At 48.2% G+C, this 22,733-nt stretch carries 14 protein-coding genes; 1 reads left to right on the top strand and 13 read right to left on the bottom strand.

The annotated features are described in order from the left end of the window. Nucleotides 1-283: 283 nt before the first annotated feature. The 6 genes from MHB43_RS05295 to MHB43_RS05270 all read right to left on the bottom strand — a co-directional run bounded on the left by MHB43_RS05295 (nucleotide 284) and on the right by MHB43_RS05270 (nucleotide 7,638). The gene (locus MHB43_RS05295; protein ID WP_339182292.1) at nucleotides 284-3,421 is read right to left on the bottom strand and encodes a DUF3427 domain-containing protein; all 3,138 of its coding nucleotides are present in this window, start codon (nucleotides 3,419-3,421) and stop codon (nucleotides 284-286) included. Nucleotides 3,422-3,604: 183 nt separating this feature from the next. Further along, nucleotides 3,605-4,267 carry a hypothetical protein gene (locus tag MHB43_RS05290; protein WP_339182289.1) on the bottom strand — a complete coding sequence of 221 codons (663 nt, stop codon included), beginning with the start codon at nucleotides 4,265-4,267 and terminating at the stop codon, nucleotides 3,605-3,607. A gap of 87 nt (nucleotides 4,268-4,354) precedes the next feature. Beyond that, complete coding sequence (locus MHB43_RS05285; RefSeq protein WP_221818887.1) at nucleotides 4,355-4,843, bottom strand: hypothetical protein; 489 nt, start codon at nucleotides 4,841-4,843, stop codon at nucleotides 4,355-4,357. Between the two features lie 18 nt (nucleotides 4,844-4,861). Continuing rightward, the gene (locus tag MHB43_RS05280) at nucleotides 4,862-6,022 is read right to left on the bottom strand and encodes a WXG100 family type VII secretion target (protein ID WP_339182283.1); all 1,161 of its coding nucleotides are present in this window, start codon (nucleotides 6,020-6,022) and stop codon (nucleotides 4,862-4,864) included. A gap of 256 nt (nucleotides 6,023-6,278) precedes the next feature. Further along, a complete protein-coding gene (locus tag MHB43_RS05275; RefSeq protein ID WP_036606220.1) occupies nucleotides 6,279-6,563 on the bottom strand; it encodes a DUF4183 domain-containing protein in 285 nt (94 codons plus the stop codon). An 82-nt stretch (nucleotides 6,564-6,645) separates the two neighbouring features. Next, nucleotides 6,646-7,638: a DUF4183 domain-containing protein gene (locus MHB43_RS05270; RefSeq protein WP_339182281.1), complete on the bottom strand. Its 993-nt coding sequence runs from the start codon at nucleotides 7,636-7,638 to the stop codon at nucleotides 6,646-6,648. A gap of 738 nt (nucleotides 7,639-8,376) precedes the next feature. On the opposite strand from MHB43_RS05270, the gene sstT reads away from it, so the two are divergent. Then, a complete protein-coding gene (gene sstT, locus MHB43_RS05265) occupies nucleotides 8,377-9,606 on the top strand; it encodes a serine/threonine transporter SstT (RefSeq protein WP_339182278.1) in 1,230 nt (409 codons plus the stop codon). 267 nt (nucleotides 9,607-9,873) lie between these two features. Here the strand turns inward: sstT and MHB43_RS05260 are convergent, their stop codons facing one another. The 7 genes from MHB43_RS05260 to MHB43_RS05230 form a co-directional block, all read right to left on the bottom strand. Then, nucleotides 9,874-13,356: a glycoside hydrolase family 2 TIM barrel-domain containing protein gene (locus MHB43_RS05260; RefSeq protein ID WP_339182275.1), complete on the bottom strand. Its 3,483-nt coding sequence runs from the start codon at nucleotides 13,354-13,356 to the stop codon at nucleotides 9,874-9,876. A gap of 312 nt (nucleotides 13,357-13,668) precedes the next feature. Next, on the bottom strand, nucleotides 13,669-15,516 hold the full coding sequence (locus MHB43_RS05255; protein WP_221818882.1) for an IucA/IucC family protein: 1,848 nt from the start codon (nucleotides 15,514-15,516) through the stop codon (nucleotides 13,669-13,671). Next, a complete protein-coding gene (locus tag MHB43_RS05250; protein ID WP_339182270.1) occupies nucleotides 15,476-16,825 on the bottom strand; it encodes a type III PLP-dependent enzyme in 1,350 nt (449 codons plus the stop codon). Before MHB43_RS05250 ends, MHB43_RS05255 begins: the two co-directional genes overlap by 41 nt. Next, the gene (locus MHB43_RS05245; protein WP_221818880.1) at nucleotides 16,822-17,598 is read right to left on the bottom strand and encodes an HpcH/HpaI aldolase/citrate lyase family protein; all 777 of its coding nucleotides are present in this window, start codon (nucleotides 17,596-17,598) and stop codon (nucleotides 16,822-16,824) included. Before MHB43_RS05245 ends, MHB43_RS05250 begins: the two co-directional genes overlap by 4 nt. Then, the gene (locus MHB43_RS05240) at nucleotides 17,595-19,574 is read right to left on the bottom strand and encodes an IucA/IucC family protein (RefSeq protein WP_405131490.1); all 1,980 of its coding nucleotides are present in this window, start codon (nucleotides 19,572-19,574) and stop codon (nucleotides 17,595-17,597) included. The genes MHB43_RS05245 and MHB43_RS05240 overlap by 4 nt, the downstream gene beginning before the upstream one ends. Next, nucleotides 19,549-21,336, bottom strand: a complete 1,788-nt coding sequence (locus MHB43_RS05235) for an IucA/IucC family protein (RefSeq protein ID WP_339308608.1) — start codon at nucleotides 21,334-21,336, stop codon at nucleotides 19,549-19,551. The genes MHB43_RS05240 and MHB43_RS05235 overlap by 26 nt, the downstream gene beginning before the upstream one ends. After that, the gene (locus MHB43_RS05230) at nucleotides 21,314-22,729 is read right to left on the bottom strand and encodes an MFS transporter (protein ID WP_339182262.1); all 1,416 of its coding nucleotides are present in this window, start codon (nucleotides 22,727-22,729) and stop codon (nucleotides 21,314-21,316) included. Before MHB43_RS05230 ends, MHB43_RS05235 begins: the two co-directional genes overlap by 23 nt. Nucleotides 22,730-22,733 lie beyond the last annotated feature (4 nt).

Below are 22,733 nucleotides of genomic sequence, written 5' to 3'. Positions count from 1 at the left end.
ATAAAGAGTAAATATGAATTGTTAGACGAATTATTTCTAGTGAGCCATCATTCTTATAACACACATGAATATTACTAATTCCAGGTTTACTTCGCAACGGTTATCATTAAAAATGAGGAAAAAGACCCTGAATTAATGATTCTTAATATGACTTTTGAATGAATAGTCTGAATATCCTATTCCAGATAATTCGACATTTTCTTTTCAAATAATCAAGAACTTTCATATGAATAAAATTCAAACAAAAACCTGCTACCTACAGCAGGCTTTACCCTCTACTAATTCAAACAATACACTTATTCGCCACCGCTACCATCTTCGCAGGCATCTCTTCCCGGAGTCGCCATACAAAGCTCATCGGCTTATTCCCCTCGTGACTTACATAATCCGCTTCGCCCAAGAAAACAAATGGAGACGTATAGCTATGCTCCTCCTTATACTCCCGCACGAAAAGGGCAATCCGATTGCCTGTCTCGCGATGCTGAATATAACGCTGCGCCGTAGCCGTACGCTCTGACACTCGGCTCTGTGTCTGCCAGTGGAACAAACGCTCGTTAATCGCATAATCCTCATACAATGTGGATGGTGAGAAATCTTTGTCCGATTTGTTCAGTGTAATGAAGAAGATATCGGTCTGTTCATCGGCAAAATACTTCACGCCTTCACGGAAGGCGGGGGATTGCTGAGCATTCCAATAACCGAAGGCGGCAAGCACTTGGTCGATGGAGTACATACAGTGGATATCCAGTGGACAAGTGTACGGGAACGAATTGCTTTTATCCACAAATCGCAGATGAGCCCGATTATATTTGAAAATATCCACAAGCTCTGCTCGGAATGCTTCACAAGACAGCACACGTTGCACACCCTCTTCGATGCTGCTCAACCCTAGTTTCTCAGGCGCGGCCCGGTGGAAAGTGTAATAGAACATAATCAACATGCGCTGTTCATCAGCGTTGGTCGGTTCTTTCCCTTTTTCAATATAGTCGATCAGGAACGTTAGCCAGCTTCGGGAGTTAATTGTAAGCACAGATGGCAGTCTGCGGATATATTCCTCGTGTCCATCTTCAATGGGTGCTGTTAATCCAGCTTCGGCCAACATGCCACGGAAATACCTTTTGCCCGTACGTCCACCATACAATTCAACCAGTGACATCCCGTGATGCTCTACAAAATGAGCCAAGGTCAGTGGCAGTCCGGTGTCTTGCTGGAACGTTTGCAGCTGCTGGATCAACGCTCTGCGATTACGACTCATTTGCTTGAGGTTGCGCATGATGTAATCTTTCGCCTGTTTCTCCAACTGAATGAACGTGCCGCGAGGCAGGTTCGAGAACCCGTTCTCGACATAGTGCGAGATGGAATGTTTGGTGGCGCCGATCAGGGAGCGGAACTTGTCCTGGAACCTGTACTCCTGATGCGCTTGCCCGATGAAGTCGAGCACGGTCAGGCACTCTTTGCCCTCCGCCATCCGTAGTCCACGTCCCAACTGTTGCAGGAATACGGTCAGACTCTCGGTAGGACGCAGGAACAGGATGGTGTTCACCTCAGGGATATCCACGCCCTCATTGTACAGATCCACGACAAAGATCATACGCAGTTCCCCGTTTACCAGCTGTCCTTTCGCAGAATGACGCTCCTGTTCGTTCGACCCGCCATGTAGGGCCGTGGATGGAATGCCGGCTTCGTTAAATATTTTGGCCATATACATCGCATGATCCACCCCTACGCAGAAACCAAGCCCCTTCACATCGTCCAGATCGGTTACGTATTTGTTCAGACTTTGGATGATCTGGTTGGCACGGATTTTGTTATGGGTATAGAGCTTCTCTAGTTCATTCAGGTCGTAGCCTTTACGCGACCACTTCACCTGAGATAGATCGACAGTATCGGTGACGCCAAAATATTGAAAAGGACTCAGTAACTTCCGGTCAATTGCATCGGTTAGACGGATCTCGGCGGCAATCGTATGATCGAAGTAGGCGGTAATGTCTTTGCCATCCATCCGTTCCGGGGTCGCTGTGAGTCCCAGCAAGATCTTCGGTTCGTAGTGGGACAACAGCTTCTGGTACGAAGGTGCAGCGGCATGGTGGAATTCATCCACAATGATGTAATCGTAATAGTCTGGGCTGGTGATCTCCGTCAGCTTCATGGAGTTAAAACTCTGAATACTAACAAACAGGTGATCCAGCGCCTCTGCTCGGTGATTCCCGACATGCAGCTCGCCAAAGTTCATATCCTTCAGGATATACCGGAACGTGTCCCGGCTTTGCTTCAAGATTTCTTCCCGATGGGCGACAAAAAGAAGCTTGGCTCCCGCATGGCTTGCACGGAATCGTTTGTAGTCGAAGGCAGAGATGACCGTTTTGCCAACACCTGTGGCGGCGACGATCAGGTTGCGGGTTCTTCCATACAGCGTACGCTCAGCGTCCAGCTGTTCCAGCACTTCCTTTTGGTAATCGTATGGCTGGATGTCGAGGTGAAAGTGGTTGAACTGATCTTTTTTACGATTCAGAGCCGCCTTCAACTGTGCCTCATGGCTTTCATCTTCAGCTACATACCGCGTGAATTCACGGTCATTCCAGTAACTCTCGAAGGTCGCTTCAATCTTGCGCAGCACATCGAGTGAATCCTTCTCCGTCACCTTGAGGTTCCACTCCATACCGCTGGTCAGCGCCGGGTTGGATAGGTTAGAGGAGCCGACATAGGCTGTGGTGAATCCAGTATCACGGTGAAAAATGTACGTTTTGGCGTGCAGCCGAGTCACTTTGGTATCATACGAAATCTGGATCTCTGTGTTAGGTAATTTGCTAAGTTCAGTGATGGCCTTCAGGTCGGTTACTTCCATGTATGTAGTTGTGATGATCCGCAGCTTCCCGCCACCCGCCGTAAATTGCTGGAGCTGTTCCAGCAACAGGCGAAGCCCGCTGAACTTGATAAATGACACCAACCAGTCGATCCGATCGGCTGTCACGATCTCCTTTTGCAGCTCCAGTAACATACTCGGTTCGGACTTCGCACCTGTGAACAAAGAGCTTTGGGAGATCGGCGTATCTGGACGAACGATTTTGGTATCCCGGACCGCACGAATGCTGTTCAGCTTGGAATACACATGGGTCAGCACTTCCCCCTGCTCGTCCAGTTGCAATTCATTGTACTCTTCTTCCCCCAGTGTGCCTTTCAGAGTAGCAATAATCTCATTACACGTTCGAATCTGCGCCAACACTGCTGTCTTATCTTCTGTCTGCTCCCGCACAATCTTAAGCGCTCGCCGGGTCACCGCCGCCAAATACGTGGACAGCAGTTTACGTGCTTCCTCTGCATCCAACTTCTCGGTCCCAATGTTATACACATCCGGGTCCAGCGCCGAAATCTCATGTCTGGTGATTGTGTTGATAAGCTGTTCATATATACCTTGTTTCATGATGTACCTCGTGTGGGTGTAGGATGGTTGTGGATATGTACGTGACTTCATTACATGCTTGGTATTGGTAAATATGGTCTCTACTCTATTATCGTCCAGCATGGGAAAAAATTCATTAGTTGTTTGTATATAAAAAAATGAGCACTCTCTATTGCCTATGAATGGCAGGAGCACTCTTGTTTATCATTCGTATCTTGGATTCAAAGCATCTCTCCAAACGTCATCATCTACGAAGCCAACCTTTTTTTCACTAAAATAAGCTTGAGTTCCTTGCTCCAAATCATTCAAGATTTGGGGCCAGTCCTTCTCGTTAGTTTCCTTGGATTCAAAATCCCCAACAATGTTCAGCCATCGCTGGTTTAACTGCTGATACTCCTCGATCCTGGCTTTAAGTTCAGGTGTTACAGGATAACTGGTTATGTCCAGTCTCTCGAACGTCATTCGCATGCGGTGAAGTGTAGGTGGCATTACATCATCTTGACCTAGATCGTTTGTGAATAAAGATCCGGGTATTACCAGCCAGTTAGCTTCTTCACTGAAATTTAGATTCATCAAGTTATACTTATCTATAATCTGCGTCATATTTGTAAAGTTGTAATAGAGCTGGCTGGCTTGTTCTCCATCCTCAACCATCTCGTTTGTTATTTGCTCATTCTCAAGTATTCGATCAAACAAAATATCATTATTTATAATTGTACTTTTCATATCAACCATATCTTGTCGTACATTCATCGTTAGATACTGTTCATACATTCTTTTTTCTTTATAAAAGCTATAGGTTAGAACAAGTAATAATGCTAAGCCAATACAGCATCCAATCATTACGAAGCGTTTCTTTAAAATCATGGCAATTTGTTCTCCTAAGATTTTATAGTAAGAAGCACCTCTACATTTGTCTGGTAGAAGTGCCTTTATACATTATTTATCTGTAATTCAGTTGTGAGGTTTCTTAAAAATTGAATACTCAATATTTTCAAGAAGTTCTCCGTAATGCGTTTGGAGTAATTCAAGATATGTTACGTTGAACGTATACGTTCCGTTTTTATAGAAAAATATCTCTTCTCCAGATGTGTGATAGAATACTCCATCTACTTTGAGTGATCCGATAACATAAAAGGAAATTTCGTACATTGTTTTATACCATAATTCATATTGTTGATTATTCTCCAATTCAAAAGATATGGTTTGTTGATACATAAAATCCTCTTCTTGAAACATAGTTTCATAAGAAGCTGCTGGATGATCAGCCGGGAAAATATTATCATAAGCAGTTATTTTCAAACCACCGCTTAGATCAAACTCATGAATGAACAATGCATTGTGTTGTCGGTTCATATAATTCACTTCAAAACTCTTACTTTCAATTAATCTTTTCAACCATAAAGGATCTTGTTTTCCATTCAACTTCAGTGAATATTCCATAAACTTGTCTCCTCTACTTTAAGGGAATACTGATATGATCTTACCGTCCTTTTTGATTGCGATAACTTCTTCTAAACCTTGGATTTCCCATTCTTTAAATTGCTTAAGCAACGCAGAATCATCTCCAGACCACTTTGTTAAATTAATCACCACATTCTTGGTTTGTTGTTTAATCACAACCTTTTCTTGAACCTCACTCCAAATACCTCTAATACCTTTATTTTCAGTTGGTGCATAACAATCAAATATACGCCCTTCAATTCTAAAATCGGGATCTCTTTTGGAATCAATTCCATCACTATCTAAAACTTTAGGGTTCTGTTCAATCCGATATCCACTTCTCGCCAATTGATCAGCAGCATCATTTTCTAATTCTAAAGACTGTTTAGTCGCCTTATCCGCATTATTTGGAATTTTTGTTCTCGCTCCACTTGGTAAGGCCTCTGGATTAGGTGATTCACTTGGCTTTATTAGATCTCTGGGACTGTCAATTCCCTTTTGAGGCTCCTTCTTATCTCCCCCTGATCCCCCAGATCCAATGTCGTCCTTCGAACGAAAAGCTCTGCCAAACAAAACATACGCTAGGGCCTGTCCCGTCATCGCTCCACCGTAATACCCTGCACCACTCTCATCAATCTGCTTCTTCTGCTCTTCTACAAATTGCTCTATATCCGACCTCGCCGTTCCCGTACCCCAAGCGGTGTCCCATGCAAACTGAATACCACGCCCAACGTCCACAACTTTGCCCACTGTCATGGCATATGCCACACTGCTTAATGTACTGAACGGGTTCTCGAAGAAAGCTTCTGCCGTCTGGCCCATTCCTGTTAATGTTTCTCCTACTGATTTATCGAGAAGCCCTACAGCGAAATTTCGCTTTAGTTCTTCTGGAATATACAGCGCAACCTCACCTGAGCCGTCCGTTGTTCTGAAGTTCATGGCGATAAACGTAAACTCTTTCTGGATTTCGTCCAACAGCCCGAGTGTAGTCGGGAACACTTCTTTCACCTGCATAAAATCCCAGAAGAAACGCTCTCCTGTCACACCCGACCAATCGGATTGCAACATATAGATGGATTTCTCCAGTTCCCAGACCATTCGCTCCAGTTCCTGTTTCTTCTGTTGGACCAACCGGGCCTTTTCCTCCAATAGATCGGGATGTACCTCGATTCGCTGCATTTCCTTATCACCCGCCAACCTGACCTTAGTTTATGTACCTAAATTTTAACAAGTAAGAAGGAGGATTGGAATCAAACGGAAGGATCATTTCCTCAGAGGTTATCCGGTCGTTGGGCAACATCCTTGGGTAACTATTTTTGCACATTAATGCATGGATGAATGCCGTTGAGTCGACTGGGTATCTTGTACAAAAAGAACGACTTCTATCACAGATAGAAGTCGCAAAAGATAACGATACAGTAGGATTAAATCTTCTTTAAGACACTACAAATTGTACGACAATTGGAGTCCCATCATTTAATGCATCTCCACCGGGAATTGTAATTGTAGTCGTCGTAGCCGAGGATGTATCTGCTGTTTGCATAAGGCCATTAATATAAAGATTGTAGTAGTTGTAGGTGCCTGGAAATGCGGTTGCAGCTACACCAGCGTCGTTTGTAAAGGCAGTCGCAGCAATGGCAAACGTTGCTCCAGTGCCGGTCCCATCACCAATGGTTGCAACAAATCTTAAACTGTTCTGAAATGGTGTCACAAGTGGCATGTTTCTCACCTCCTACCTAACATAGTATATGTGGTAGGTTTGGGAGTAGTGAAGGCAAAGGAACCAGCAACTAAATCCAATTTTAACCATTTATAATATTGGCTGTTATTATAATTATCTCGATAGTGATAGGTGTCCCTGCAAAGATCACACCGTTTTGTGACGAAAAAAACAACCTCTCCGCACTTACACTGTATGAGTTTCCTGGTTGTACAATCCCGTTTATATAAAGATTGTTGAAACTAGTAAGTCCAACCCCAGCAAATTCGGTTATGCTGTCGCCATCGTCATTTGTGAATTCTGTGGCAGGAATTATAACTGAGGTCGACAAATCCAGATCGGTGTCCGGAAAATAGAAGTAACGGTTTGCCGTAGGAATGATTTCAATTCCGGGCACGGTGCCCGGCGGACCTTGCTCACCTGGGGGACCCGTTGGTCCTTGGACTCCGGGAACTCCCGGTTGACCTGGCTCACCTTGAGGCCCTGTAGGACCTTGCGCTCCAGGAAGCCCTTGTTGACCCGGCTCACCCTGAGGACCTGCGGGACCCTGCGCTCCAGGAAATCCCGCTTGACCCGGTTCACCCTGAGGACCTGCAGGACCCTGCGCTCCGGGAACTCCGGGTTGACCCGGTTCACCCTGAGGACCTGCAGGACCCTGCGCTCCGGGAACTCCGGGTTGACCCGGCTCACCCTGAGGACCTGCCGGACCTTGCGCCCCGGGAACTCCGGGTTGACCCGGCTCACCTTGAGGTCCTGCGGGGCCTTGCGCTCCGGGAAGCCCCGGTTGACCCAGCCCGCCGTGATGACCAACGAGACCTTGCACTCCAGGAAGCCCCGCTTGACCCGGTTCACCTTGAGGACCAGCGGGACCCTGCGCTCCGGGAAGCCCCACTTGTCCCGGCCCGCCATGAGGGCCTGCGGGGCCTTGGGCACCGGGCACACCTTTCGTTCCAGGGAAGCTCACAGTCTCCAATTCATGTTGTCTCAACGGAGCGAGCAGGGGAGTAGGCTCACAACATACCGGGTTGCTGCCTCCCCCTCTCGGTAATGCAATGACTTTTTTGTCACGGGCCATTTTCTGTGATCTTAATGGACGCTTCAGTGAGCAGCGCTTTCTCCGATAAGATCTACGGATAATATGGCATTTCTTTCGTTTTCCCAAGTGTTTTTTTCTACATTTCAACGTAGAACGACTGGGCCTTAATTTGTTGAGGGTGGCTGTCCTCTTGTTCAGATACTTCAAAATGGTCATCTCCTTAGGCCAAGGCACACAGTATATATGCCCTATACTATGTCCTTAGCACATTCGGAGAGTGTGCGAATAACTATGAGGAAAGCCCAATAAAAAAGACAAGAGTCCTGCTATAGTTGTCCTTTGTCTTACCAGCATGGCTTCATTGTTTAATTTTGAGGGAAGCGGAATACCCTTATGAAGCGGAGCTCAACTTTCTTTTTGCCGTCCAATAGCTCCAGCCTTGGAATACTACAAACAACGCTACTGCCATGATCAAACTCATCCCCATCTCCACCAATCGCTGCATATTCCCATTCAAGAAAACGCTGTACCCCTGAGTTACCGCGGAACTGAACTGTTCTGAGGCGAAAAATACATAATAGAGACTAAACATCAGCATATGAACAAAGGTATACACGATGGAGAAGGCAAAAGGACAGCGGGGGATGGGATGATCTATAATACAAATATTACCACACCACACAAGAGACAAATTCCGTGATAAACTAACGCTATGCTCCATTACAGCGACGATGCGTTGCTTGATAAGATTTTATATTGAAACTCGGAGGAATATGGATGAGAACGGCATTAACGAAATGGAACCGAATGAGTCTTATTAAACGAATTTTACTAGGAATTGTCTTGGGGATTGTCTTGGCCCTGATCGTGCCCGGTGCAACAGGAATTGCACTTTTTGGTTCCTTATTTGTCTCAGCATTAAAGGCGGTTGCTCCAATCTTAGTGTTACTTTTGGTGATGGCCGCTATATCCAACCATCGAAAAGGTGTTCAAACCAATATGAAAAGGATTATCGTCCTTTACGTTATGAGTACCTTTCTGGCTGGGCTGCTCGCGGTTGTGGCAAGTTTCTTATTTCCGGTTACATTGACTTTGGTATCGGGCGTGCAAGAGTTGACCCCACCTGATGGCATTGTTGAGGTCCTGAAGAGCTTGTTATTGAAGTTGGTTGATAATCCGGTAAGTGCACTGATGAACGCTAACTATATCGGTATTCTGGCTTGGGCCTTGCTGCTAGGTGTTGCTCTCAAAAGCTCGAGTGATAACACTAAAAACCTGATTACTCAATTCTCGGAAGCTGTATCGAAGATTGTGAAATGGGTAATCCAGTTTGCACCGTTCGGGATTATGGGTCTTATTTTTGACTCCATTACAACAAGCGGACTTTCGTCTTTGTTGGGTTACGGAAAATTACTTTCCGTTCTTGTTGGATGTATGGTGTTCACCGCGCTTGTTGTGAATCCACTAATCGTATATCTGAACATTCGTAAGAATCCATATCCCCTCGTCTTTCAGTGCTTAAGAGAAAGCGGGATTACGGCATTCTTTACACGAAGTTCTGCGGCGAACATTCCAGTCAATATGAGATTATGTGAAAAGTTAGGCTTGGACAAGGATACGTATTCGGTATCCATCCCGTTGGGCGCTACGATTAATATGGCGGGGGCAGCCGTTACCATATCGGTCTTATCCCTTGCAGCTGTTCATACGATGGGTATTCAAGTGGATTTTGGAACAGCGCTGATTCTCAGCGTGTTATCCGCTGTTGCCGCTACTGGCGCCTCGGGTGTGGCGGGTGGCTCTCTTCTTCTTATTCCTATGGCATGCAGCTTGTTCGGCATATCGAATGATATTGCGATGCAAGTCGTTGGGGTTGGCTTCATCATCGGAGTGTTGCAAGACTCATTTGAAACGTCCCTGAATTCATCCTCGGATGTCTTGTTTACCGCTACAGCAGAATACGCTAAGAAACGTAAAGAAGGTAAGAAAACAGCAGTTCAACTCTAAACCAACAGCAGTTGGCCTACCATATCCCCTCCTGGTTACAGTGAAAAAAGATCACATGATGACATGCGATCAACACCGTGGACCCGAGGGGATTTCTTCATTACAACGTAAAATGGAACAATAACTTCTGCAACATTTTTTCTCCATAGAAGAAGGCATGAGCGCTCCGTTTTCTTGCATCAGCGTTACACATTATTAAAAAATCCCCTTCAAGTAACCACATGTTCTGAACGAACACCGTTTACTTGAAGGGGATTGATCTGTACTCTACTTCTCGAATCGGAACCAGCCGAAGTCAAACTGACTGCCTGGCAGGAAGATAAAGCTTACTTTCTGTTCACCTTTCACCTGTTCAAGCTCAAACACCCGTTCTTCGTATCCACTCGACTGTGTGAACTCAACCAGCTGGTTGCTCTGTCCGTCCGCACCTGCGAAGCGAATATGAATCGTATTCTTATCAATCGGTGAATGGCCGTAGATCACGAGCTTCGACGTGCCTTCTGCCGTAAAGTCCATGTTTTCAAACTCCAACGACACGTTGTTCCCGATACCTTCAACACGGTCACCCTCAATTTTAAACGTATCTCCGTAGAGATGGTCACAGGATGCAGCCGCATTCTGCTCGAAGGCCCGACTCTGACGTTCGAAGGAGAAGCCTTTAATATGAATCTTCTGCTTCAGTACAAAACAGATCGACGTAATTCCGCTAAGACGTTTGGACAATTGGTATGTCTCTTCCTGGTACACATTCCAAATGGACTCTTTGTCATACACCACATCTGCGATCATCGTACTTCCTTCTTCATCCGGCATACCTTCCCAGATCTGAATGAAGTAGTCCTCCGTAGACAACGTAAAGATTGGAATGGTAATCGTATCGGAACCGTATGGCCCGAAGTCAATATTGCGGAAGCCTACATGCGTCTCCCCATCCCGACTTGTCGCTACCCCGCGCTCATTGCCGTTACCAACCTCACCTTTGGTGTAATCGTACAGTCCGCCCGTGATGAAACCGTATGGATCTTTGTACGCTGTGCCGAGACCTTCCGCCTTGAACTCCAGCTGGGAGATGAGTTTCGTTTTATCCGTACCGTTGGTACTGGTTGCGCGAAGGCGGAACTCTCCGTCACCTATAGCCGATACCTTCACCGCATGTTGATGCTCACCGTTGTCGCCTGCTTCTGCTTGAACAGCTTCCACTTTAGCAATGTTGGACTCGATTCCAGCATCATTCACAACGGCCCACTCAATATCACGATAGGAGGTGTTCTCCGGATACAGCTTGGCGGTTACGACCAGCTCCGGGTTGGACGGATCGAGCAACTGTCCTGCTTTACTGATGATCTCAATTTTCCGCAAAGGAATCTCCTGAGCATTCCCCGTTAGCACCGGACGTTCTTCATTGTTCATGAAGACAGCTTTCGCTAGTTTCTCATCAACCAGTTCCGCATCTACAATACGCGATTCAAACTCAGCTACAGCCCCTTCCAACCCTTCAGAAGAAACTTCAATCCGTACTGTTCCAGGTTCATTTGTCGCTCCGATGATCGCCATCAGTTTGCCGCTGAACAGTCTTCTGCTCAAACCTTTATATGGATCGTAGTCCGTGCTGTCACCGTTATCCAGACCCAGCAATCGTCCTGCACCGGTCACCTGAACTTGCACGCGGTTATTCGCATTGTGCACGGGATTTCCAGCTTCATCTTCCACATCAATTTCTACAAAAATCAGGTCTGTGCCACTGGCTTGCAGCTGCTCCCGATCCGCTTTCAGACGAATCTTCTTCGCATCCGTATAGGATCTTTGCACATCAGTTGCAATGATCTCACCGTTCTCATCGTAAGCGATCGCTTTCAGCTCGCCCTCTTCATAAGGCACTTTCCACCAGCCGGATAGTTGTGTTCCATTGGCATGATCGATATCGTACGTGCCAATCGTCTTGCCGTTGAGTTGCAGCTCAATCTTCGGCGCGTTGCTGCACACGCGTACATCAATGATCTGACCCGGGCTGAAATCCCAGTAAGGGAACAAGTGAACCATCGGACTTTTCTTATAATCCGTCCAAGCCGCTTGGTAGATGTAATAGGAGTCTTTCGGGAACGTTGCTGTATCCAGCTGTCCAAAATACGAATTCTTCGTATGATATGGTGTCGGCTCTCCGATATAATCGAATCCAGTCCACAGAAACTGACCCAGTGAATACGGCGTATCCCGCTCTGCCAAAATGCAGTATTCTGCCGACTTCGCGCCCCAACTCGTCGTACTGTTACCCAAAGCCGAGCACTGCTCGTCATCATCTGCCAGAATCGGCTGTTCGAACGGGAAGTGATAAATGCCGCGGCTCTGCACCACCGAAGACGTCTCACTACCATAGATGATCCAATCTGGATGTTCTTCATGATGTTTGTCGTAGTATTTTTCCGCGTAGTTGTAACCTGCCAGCTTCACGATATCCGCACATTTTTGTGCATTTTCCCAAGGCATGTAATTCGAACCAATCGTCACGCCTGCATTGCCTTTTGGATCAAATTCCAGCACATAATCCATCAGCATCCGGGTTACTTCCTGTCCACGCTCATCCGCATGGGTATCATAGATTTCGTTCCCGATACTCCACATGATCAGGCTGGCATGGTTACGGTCGCGCTTCACCCAACTCTTCACATCGGTATGCACCCACTCTGGGAAAAATCTCGCATAATCGTATGGCGTTTTGGCACGTTCCCACATATCGAAGGCTTCAGACACAACCAGCATACCCATCTCATCCGCAAGTTCCATGAACTCTTTGGCAGGCATATTATGCGCGGTGCGGATGGCGTTAACACCCATTTCTTTGAGCAAAACAAATCTTCTACGCAATGCCGTCAGGTTAAAAGCAGCTCCCAGCGCACCGAGATCATGGTGTTCACACACCCCGTTCAGCTTCATCTTGACTCCGTTCAGGTGGAACCCTTCATTGGCATCCAGCTTGATATCCCGGAATCCAATGCGCTGTGAGACCGATTCAACTGTCCGATGTTCCTGATCATCCGAGATCAATCGCAGCTCCGTCACCAGTTCATACAGATGCGGTGCATCCGGGCTCCATAGGTTAGGATTCACAACCATAAGCTGTTGGCTATCTACTGATGCTGCCGCATTCTCTCCCACCGAAGCTGTAACATTCGCCTTCGTCGATGCCACCACCTGACCTTCATACCGGATCGTATGCACCAGCTCTGCTTGCTGATTCTGTTCCAGGTTCAGCTCCGTATCTACTTCCACCTGCCAGCCATTCGGCTGTTGCTGAATCGATACATACGTTCCATCCGTCACGATGTGGTTGCGGTCTCTCGTTTTCAGCCACACATGGCGATAGATTCCGGCTCCGGAATACCATCTGCTGTTCGGGCTCTGATGCACCACTTTGACTACAATCTCATTGTCGCCTTCCACCAGTGCATCCGTGATCTCATGTTCAAAAGCAGAATAGCCATACTTCCACTCCCCAACCAACTGCCCGTTCACATACACCGAAGAATCCATGTACACGCCATCAAAACAGAGCAAAAGCTGCTGCTCATTCTTCGTGTAATGGAACGTCTTACGGTACCATCCAATGCTGTCTTCATACAGTTCAAGCGTATTATATATCAGCCAATCATGGGGGAGTTCCACAGGTTCATATACCAGACCCGCAGGTTCCGTAACATCCAGCTTACTTTTCGCAAATTGCCATCCATCATTAAAAAGCCTCTTCTGATTCATGGTAGATTCTCACTTTCTTGAAATAAATTATGATTACGGTTACAACACTAAATATCGCTTTTTACGAAAACCTTTTCGGAAGTATTCAAGTATGACTGTAACACATAACCCGATTATACCACCAGTCTCTTCCCTATACCTCCATTTCGCAAGATTTTTTAGCCATAATGATGAACATTTTATTCCCTTCTGGCATTCGAACTCAATAACAACAAACCAAAAAGGCAACCCGTCTAACGGGTCACCTTCTATATCAATCCTTTAGCACGCCACTTCTTCTCTCTACACTCCTACACCAACCTTACTCTACTTCTATCCCTTGTAAAAAGGGTTCCACCCTATGCCTTTGCCCGATGGCATCGCGCCAGGCACCCCATCCGCTTCAAGCAGCGGACGGACAACTAACTTCACGGGCCACTCCTTGCTCTCGAATATCGCATGAGCGAGCGCGGCCCGATCAGATTCAGGAAGCTGCACATGTTGTAGCGCTTCCTTCCAAGCCTGCTCCGTGATCTCCCATAACTTCGTTTCCGGGATGTGATACACCTCGCTCAGTGCCTCCATGATCGCAGCCAGATTCACCTGCGTCCCCAAAGACTGCACATAGAAGATCAGCTTCTGGATCGTCTCGTTATACAGGCTGTTCGAGTAGCCCGGGCGAATATGATAGGCAGGGTCTGCAATGCCATGCTTGTCCAGATAAGGCTGATGCAAACGCACCGAATCATGATCGCGGAACAATAGACCGTTTACCTGATTATCCCGTAACACCAGACAGCAGTTCTGACCGTGAATCTCAGGTACAACGCCCACCTTGAACAGACGCATCACGATATCATAGAACGTTGTAGCTATGCTGGTATAGAATTCGAGGACATCCTTGCTACTCAGGTTATCCCCCAGAATCTCCGTTAATAGATGATGCCCTTCCAGATTCACACCCAGTGCGGCCATTGGAATTACTTTATAATCATCATCCAACAACTCAGAGGGATACACACGAATCTGTGCAGCCAGGTGGCGGGGATGATCATCGAACAGTCCCATGGATTCCGGCATGAAACCCCACCAGTTCTGCTCTTCGCACATATACACCTTGTCCTTCAACGTCTCGTCACAAGCTACAGCTTGCCTTAGCATACGTTCTCCAGCAAGACCATTCAGCAGCTTCACTACCGGAAGATAGCGAGCTGCCCCCAGCGACAGCACACTAACCGGTAGCTTGAACATTAGGGTAGATTCGGTTGACGGAGCCATCGAGCGCAGAGAGGATGTGGCCTGTACGTCGCCCCCTTCTACATCCAATACGACAATGCTGCCTTCCTCGACCTCTCCAGTGAAACGGGGCAGGATCACATGTTCCAATTGCCATGGATGAACAGGCATCGGCAGATATTCGTCCAACGTGATCCCTTTGCGGGTAAACTCGGCTTCCACTACTCCACGCTGAACATCGTCTAACACGTCCAAAATGGACATCCCATCTTCGCAACCTTGCTGCACTGCATCCAACCGTATAGCCACCCAGCGCAGCGAAATCGCCTTCCCGAATTCCGCTGCATACCGTGTGACATCCTCTGCATTGAATCCCACTTTGGCTTTGGACGATGGGTGAAATGGACGATCCCGTAATGCCGCAACGCGCTCCCCCTTGATAAACCATTCGTAAGCAGAAGCTGGGACGTTGGTGGACAGATACTGGACTTGTTCCCAGCCCAGAGCATACTGCTCCACAGCAATGTCCAGACTAGCAAGAAACTCCGCCACTCCGGGCTGCGCATAGGCCTCATCCGACAAAGCCTTCTGTAACACGGCACGTCCAACCTCTACCGGAGAATCAAGGAGAACCCAGCTTCCATCTGCTTTCTCCTCGTAGATCGGTGAACCCTGGACCCACTGAATCCCCTGTCTCACCCCTTCTTCAACCAGACACAGTACACCTTGAGTGTGTAATCTGTAGCGAGAAGCTACATTCTGATTAAGCTCTTCGCTGTCATATTCCTTATACAATCGACGGAACGGTGCAGGGGCCTTAGCAAAATCATTGAACGAATAACCTTCTAATGGAAGCAATTGCTCCGACAAGAAGGCGTTCATTAGATCCGCCATAATCCGGCGTTCAGCGGCTTGCAGACTGGTACGCTTCATCAGTGTTGACATGATCATTGTCCTCCGTTAGATAATGGAATGCCGGGTGCGGATGCCCCAGAAAATCATGATGCGAGATGGTCCAGCAATAAGCGCCAGACTTTTCAAACAAAATAATATCTCCCACGCGCAGCAGTGCTACCTCCGCATCGGAATGCAGGCGATCCTTGGGTGTGCATAGCTCACCTACCACATGAACTCGACGATCTCTTACCTCTGGTCGGGCAAACGAGTGTTTCCAGCGATCTGTCGCCATAATCTGAAACGGATGGTTATGCCCCCATGAAGCAGGCAGACGATTGTGGTGCGTACCTCCCCTTAACACGGCAAAATACTGATCATGAGAAGTTTTGATATCCGTAACCTCTGCTGCGTAATATCCGTGGTCTGCCACCAGCAGTCGACCCGATTCAAAATACAGCTGGCCTCCGCGTGAAACAAGGCGCTGTCTGGCTTCACTTTGCTCCAGCAGAGAAGTGAATAATGGCCAGTCGAATCCGGGACTGCCATCATACGTGACACCGAATCCACCTCCTGCATTCACCACTTCCATAGGTAGATCATACTGCTGCTGCCACTGCTCCACCTTTTGCAAATACAGCTCGATCATCTCGGCATGCAGCCTGGCATCCATATTGTTGGACAAGGAATGGAAATGGAACCCGCTTAACCGAACCACACCCGCGCCTTCCACACGAATGAGTTCAATGGCTTCTTCCACTGCCTCTTCATCGATTCCAAAAGGACTCGGCCCACCACCCATAACAATCTTCGTCCGAGGTAACGTACTGCTTCGCAGGTTGATTCGGAGCAGTATGCGCACTTCCTGCGCTTGCTCCTGTTGTTGCTTGTGTTTTGGCTCATGTCCCGGGTTCTGCTCCCATTCTTGCTTCTGCCTGCTCTCCTGCACCTGCTCCTGCTCCATCGCCCTCTCTTTCGCAATCGCAATGATGCGCCGAAGTTCCAACAGACTCTCCACATGGATGTAGCTCACGCCATGCTCGATCGCCAGACGCAGTTCGCTCTCCTTTTTCCCCGGACCTCCAAACAGAATCGGAACCTCGCGACTTACCGCTCTAACCTTAAGTAGCTCTCCAATCGAAGCCACTTCAAAGCCCTTCACCAATGGAAGCAAAGCCTCAATGATCCGCGGATCAGAATTCGCCTTAATGGCGTAGAACAATTCTGTGTTCCCAGGCATGCTGCCCAACATCTGACGTACTTGCTCCTGAATGCCAGCCAGGTCGTAAACGTACGCACACACCGGTTCTTCCATCCCGCGTTGCAGTTCATCAATCGCATGCCATACACTAGGTTTCATATCTGCCCACCCGCATTCCTGTAGTCATTCCGTTTTTGGGCATAGGCCCGAAACGCCGTATTCCGATCATCACCAAGCACGTATATATGTACTCCCCGCTCAGCCCAAAGCGACATATCCTCCACACCTCTGGTGACCGTTGCATAAGGTACTTTGCACTGCTGGGCAGTAGCATGTAATTCATCCAGTGCACGTCTCACATCCGGGTGCTCCGTCTGCCATGGCACACCGAGGGATTGCGACAGATCCGCCGCCCCTTCCAATACAAAACTCACCTGAGGGTGAGACAGAATCTGTGCACTTTGCCGCACACCCTCCACACTTTCGATCATGGGGACAACCATCACTTGTTCGTTCGCTTCCCCAATGTATCCCGTGAGCGGATATTTCCCGAACACACCGGGACGACCACTGTTCAAGCTCCGCATGCCAACTGGATGATAGTAGGCGTGACGAACCGCTTCCTCCACCTGCTCCAATTGCTCGACATGCGGAATGACGATGCCTTGGGCGCCACAGTCCAGCACTTTCAGAATCTCTGCTCGTTCCACTTTCGAGATACGTACCAGCGGGGTTAGGCCCACCAGTTCCGCCGCACGAACCAACTCTTCCACCGATTCCATCGATGTTGCGGCATGTTCCAGATCAATAATGACAAAGTCATACTCCGCATGTCCGATCATCTCAATGATAACCGGGTGCGGGATCGATACAAAAAGGCCATAAACCGGTTGTTTACGTGCAATTTTTTCCTTCAGCGTGTTAATTCTCATTTGGCGATTCCCTTTAATTCGGGTGTTCTCTTTGATTCAAGTGCATCCTTTGATACCTTGAGCGGATTGCTCGCCTTGCGGAAATATAACTCTCCATCCCCATACAGACGGCGCTTGGTCATCTCTTCGATCAGTGCATCTTCGGCAAAAAGGTCAAATGCAGCGAAGCGCTCCTTGTACTCCGGGTGCTCTCGCTGATAATCCACAATCACACCTGCGCACAGTTGCCAGAACGCTTCCTCCGACAACCCAAACTTCTCCAAAGCCAGCGCAATATCCGTCATACAGATAAAAAAGAATGCATCATACGTATAGTCACGGACTTCCGATACATCTCCCGCATAGATGAAGGAATACCGATTGAACTTGCGATGGGTTTCCGGCTCGGGGTTCAGCTTCGGTGCCCTTTCCGGGTACATCAGTTGATCCGGTACGTAGCGGACACCATCATGCAGATCCTTGATAATGATTCGTTTCGGCAGATCGCCTTCCAGTACCAAAATAATATTCTGAGCATGAGATTCCAGCGCAATCCCGTGTGCATAGAGCAGATGAATAATCGGCAGTGTAACTGTGCGAACAAGGGCCTCGCTCCACTTTTCCACACCATGTCGTTCTACAGCATCCTGGATAAACGGAACACCATTGGGCTGCACCAACATCAACGCATTCAGCGGCCATGCCGTCTCACCTTGCTTCAGGTGAACAGAAACATTCTCCCGCCAGATGGCACCGAGTGTACCGTAGGCCCGTCCATATTGGGTTGCAGGCAACTGCTCATAACGAAATGACAGTCCCATGATTTCTTTCAAAATGCCAAACTGCACCTGTTGCAACAGCTCATCCTCACGAATGAGTTCTTCCAGCCAATCGCTGATCAGCGGTGCGTTCTGGGTTGTATGCTGTGCCAGAATGCGCGTACTCGACGTGTTGGTAATACTGAGGGCCAGCTTGATGTAAGGGGCTTCCGGATTTATCCGGTTCGAGAGTGAACGGATCGACTGCTGTGCACGATAGGGCGAAGACGATGGACCAAGATACACAATGTCCCCATCCATCCGTTGACGGGCAAATACCGATTCCAACTGATGCTCCCACTGCCATGGATGAACTGGTATGAACACATAGCGATCACCAGCGTCAGCACTTATTTTTCCATCAACCTTGCTGCCTTTGCTACCTACGCCAGAGCCTATTGAGCTATCATGAACAGCTGTTATTTCACCAACCTCGGCACTGCTCTCAAGCTGATCTGCACTCGTCGCATATGCGTTGACGTTTTCGCCCATGTCCGCACGACCTTGTTGTTGCAGGATCTGTTGAAATCGCTGCATATCCTCTACGGTCAGATGTTGCCCTACCAATTCTTCAGAGCTATACCCTGCGGATACAGCGGTCTGAGCCAATTCTTTTTTCACAGCAACCCAGACTAATGCAACCTCCGTGTTAAATTCAGGGCCATAGGCCAGATTGTCTTTCAGAGAAAATCCCAGCCTCGACTTATAACTCGGATGGTACAGATGACCGTCAGTCATATGACTTTCAAGCGCATCATAATGCCGATCCTCACTCGGAATGTTCGAAGGTAATATCGCCCGGCACTGACTATCCTTTGCCATCGTTTCGAGCAGTTCCTGGATAAAAGCCGTGACATTTGCACCTTTCAAAGCATTCAACACCATTTCTTCCAAAAACAGATCCAGATCGGTGCAAGGTACGCCTTCTCTTTGGATCGAACCCTTCTTCACCTTCACCCGGCCAAATGAAAACTTCCGTTCGGCTTCACATGTGTACGCCACAGGTTTTCCTGACGATGTAAGTCCCTCGGTTCGCCATTCGCTCCCACTTACATGACTGTCCAGAATGCCTTCGAACCACATCGCCTCCAACGTCTGCCGCATGATCCGTTCCTGTACACCCACGTAGACTGCTTCTGTCCTGCCGCCTGCTTCAGCCCTGTATCCCACGACTCCCACGTACTTCACTCCCCATTCGTTTCATTACATTGCTCACCGGCACGTAGGCCGGGGTCTGGCTGATCCCTCTTAGACAACTCACCAAGTTTTGTTTGGCCAGAAAAGCATCCGTTGTCAGCAGATGTTGCACATATGCATTGCCCGTTCGTTCCAGTTCATCTACAAGTACCTCACGTACCTGTTTCCAGAAATGCTCCTCGGATACGTTCACATCTCGCGCCATGGCATGAATTAGAGAACCCAGATGATTGACGATAAAATAGTAAGAAGTCCGCGCCCAGGCTTTCTCTCGCGAATAAAATAATAAATCGGACGCAGCACGATCCTGCTCAAGGATAAGTTCCTCATCCACACTGACCCCTTCCAGATCGCGGACGATAAAATCAACAGGCAACCCATCCTTTAAGGTCACAAGGGTATTCTGCAAATGAGCTTCAAAATGAATACCTTTCTCTCCCGCCGCCCGTACAATCGGCAGCAGAGAACATTTCAGATAACGATCCAACCAACGCTCAGCTATGTCACGTCCACCACCCAGCATCGTCATCAGTCTCGACCGCATCCTGGGAAGCGGTGCTTCTACTAGACTGGATAAGACATACGTATTCTCGACATCAAACTCAATGGGCCGATAAGCTATCGTAAACAGACTGGTTAACTCTTCATCTTCAAAAGCACAAGTCGCAACACCTGTCTCATACGCAATATACGTGTTCGGTTCGGCGCCGAAGCAGTCATGCTGCCTGACGTACTTGGAGGCATCCAGTGTTCTGCGCATCTGCTCAGCACTGTTAGTGCGAATCATGTTGGTGATCTGCATATTCAGTGACAGCTTGATATTGCAGTTCCATTCGGGAACATAAACTGTACGGACCGAAGAGGTTGGATAGACGGTAGGCCCCGCACTACCGAGTAGGATTAATTTTTCATCTCGAATATAGTGCTGTACCTCTGACAACCGTGATATGTATGCGTATTGCCATGGATGGACAGGCAGCAGCCCATACATTCCACTCTTTTCTTTTAAAATTGGCTCCACATGGCTCCGCAGGAGATCATGCAAATCCATTACCGCCTCATCATCCACCCATTCCTGCACGTAGACGTCCTGCCTCACGGCGATATAACAGAGTTGAAACGATGTCCGTAACTCCGGACTGTAGTTCTGAACATCCTGCTCGCTAAAGCCTTTGGAATTCTTCGGGAAAGGGTGAAACGGATGACCATACAACAGTGACTGTTCCGATGTGCGATAATCGTGGATGTCGAGACCGGCTGCTTGTTCGATATACAACGTAAGGTTACCGACACTGTTATCTACCTTTTGTGCAAAATCTTTGGCATACGTCGCATCTACACGATTCGTATTCTCGCCCTTTGGATGTGCAATATCCACCTCAAGTGAACGCTTCATTTCCATCACACTTTTCTTCATTCCATGTTGGTCCGAACTCGCTCCCTGTTTCCCATTCCCGCTTAGCTCAGATGTGATCCAACGAACAAGGTCACGATAATGCACCACTTCCCTGCCAGATTCCATGCTGAGGTATTCATGCTCCCCCATGGCAGAGTAATAAGACAAGCGTCCTGTCACCGTCACCCCGCTGGCTTGAAAAGCAACAGCGTACGTCAGCGTATTTGGATTGATCCGAATATCGTTTTCCTTCTCTAGTGCAAGCTCACGGATGTAACAGTTCATCAGCAGTTTGCATGAATGTTCATGGGCCTGCTGCTCAGCCTCAGACCGGAGCTTGTTTTCCATCTCGAACAATGATGCCAACCTTCTTTCGGGTTATAAGTAAGACCAGGGGAAGTGTAAGCAGTATGGCGCAGCCAAGTCCGATACAAATCTCTTTGAGCGCTCCCCATTTGGCCATCTCCATGGACGTTCCTGCCCCGGCAAGCCATTGCCAACGCATATCGTAATATAGGGTCAAGCCCATCACCGCAAACGAAGAAGCGAGCCGCTCAATTGTGGTCGATAACACCGAGCCTTCATGCATGTCTTCCTCCGGTAAAGCCTGTAAACCAATAGCAGAGATACTCATGCCTGACAGACCAACGCCAATTCCCCGGCACGCCATGAGCATACCGATGATCCAGATCGATGCTCCCATGGGTAGAACCGCAAACGACAGAATGGATATCGACACCAGCAACGTGCCCCATGCGATAAAATGTATGGACCGACCTCGGTCCAGCAAGCTGCCGCCAATCCACATGAACAGACTTGTGCAGATGGATAAGGGAATGAACAGCGCACCGGACATGGCTGGTGACAAGTGGAAGACATCCTGGAACAACAATGGCAATGCAAAGATCACGCCAAACATCACACAATCCTGAATCGTCGAGATCAGCACGGTCAGCGGAAAGACGGCATTACGCCGCAGCAACTGGTATCGGATCAATGGTTCCTTGCGACCGTTCTCTGTCTGGATAAAACGAATGAGTAATCCCACACCCAGTGCAATCAGCAGCCAAGGTACCCATACCACCACAACTGGACTCGCGTACAACTGTACCCCCAGACTAAGAGCACCTACAGCACTGATCAGCAGCATGACACTGGATGGATGCCATTTTTTCCTACGGGCAGGGATATAGGTCTGAATGACTCGACCGCACCCGATCAACGAGAATATAGCCAGTGGCACGTTAAGCCAGAACAACATTTCAAGCCGTCCATACTGAATGATGAAGCCCCCCAGTGTTGGTCCGGCAGCCGGAGCGAGCATAAGCAGCAAACCCCACGCTCCGGTAATTCGCCCTCGTACCTCCGGGCCGTATACATCAAACAACAGCACAAGGGATAACGGAATCATCAGCCCCGCGGCAACGCCATGCATGAAACGAACCAGCAACAGTACTTCAATAGAGTGATAAAACAACGCACCTGCTACCGAGAACAGTCCATAGATACTGATGCCCAACATATACGTCTGCTTACGCCCTAGTCGGTCCACAATCAGGGAAGCCAGCGGCATTGTTAACGTCATAGCCAGCATGTACAGCGCGATGATCCATCCTCCTGCTGTCGTAGAGATCTGATAATATTGCACAAAATAAGGCAGCAGCAGGTTAAATGCACTGTTGGTCAGCACCAGCGAAAAGGCACCGATCAGAATCGCGAGTAATACTGCATGCCTCTTCATCAGG

It is taken from the genome of Paenibacillus sp. FSL H8-0317 (genome assembly GCF_045040685.1).
In the GTDB taxonomy this organism is placed as follows: Bacteria; Bacillota; Bacilli; order Paenibacillales; family Paenibacillaceae; genus Paenibacillus.
The sequence above is the reverse complement of the archived record's forward strand: the minus strand, read 5'-3'. Positions and strand labels throughout refer to the sequence as shown.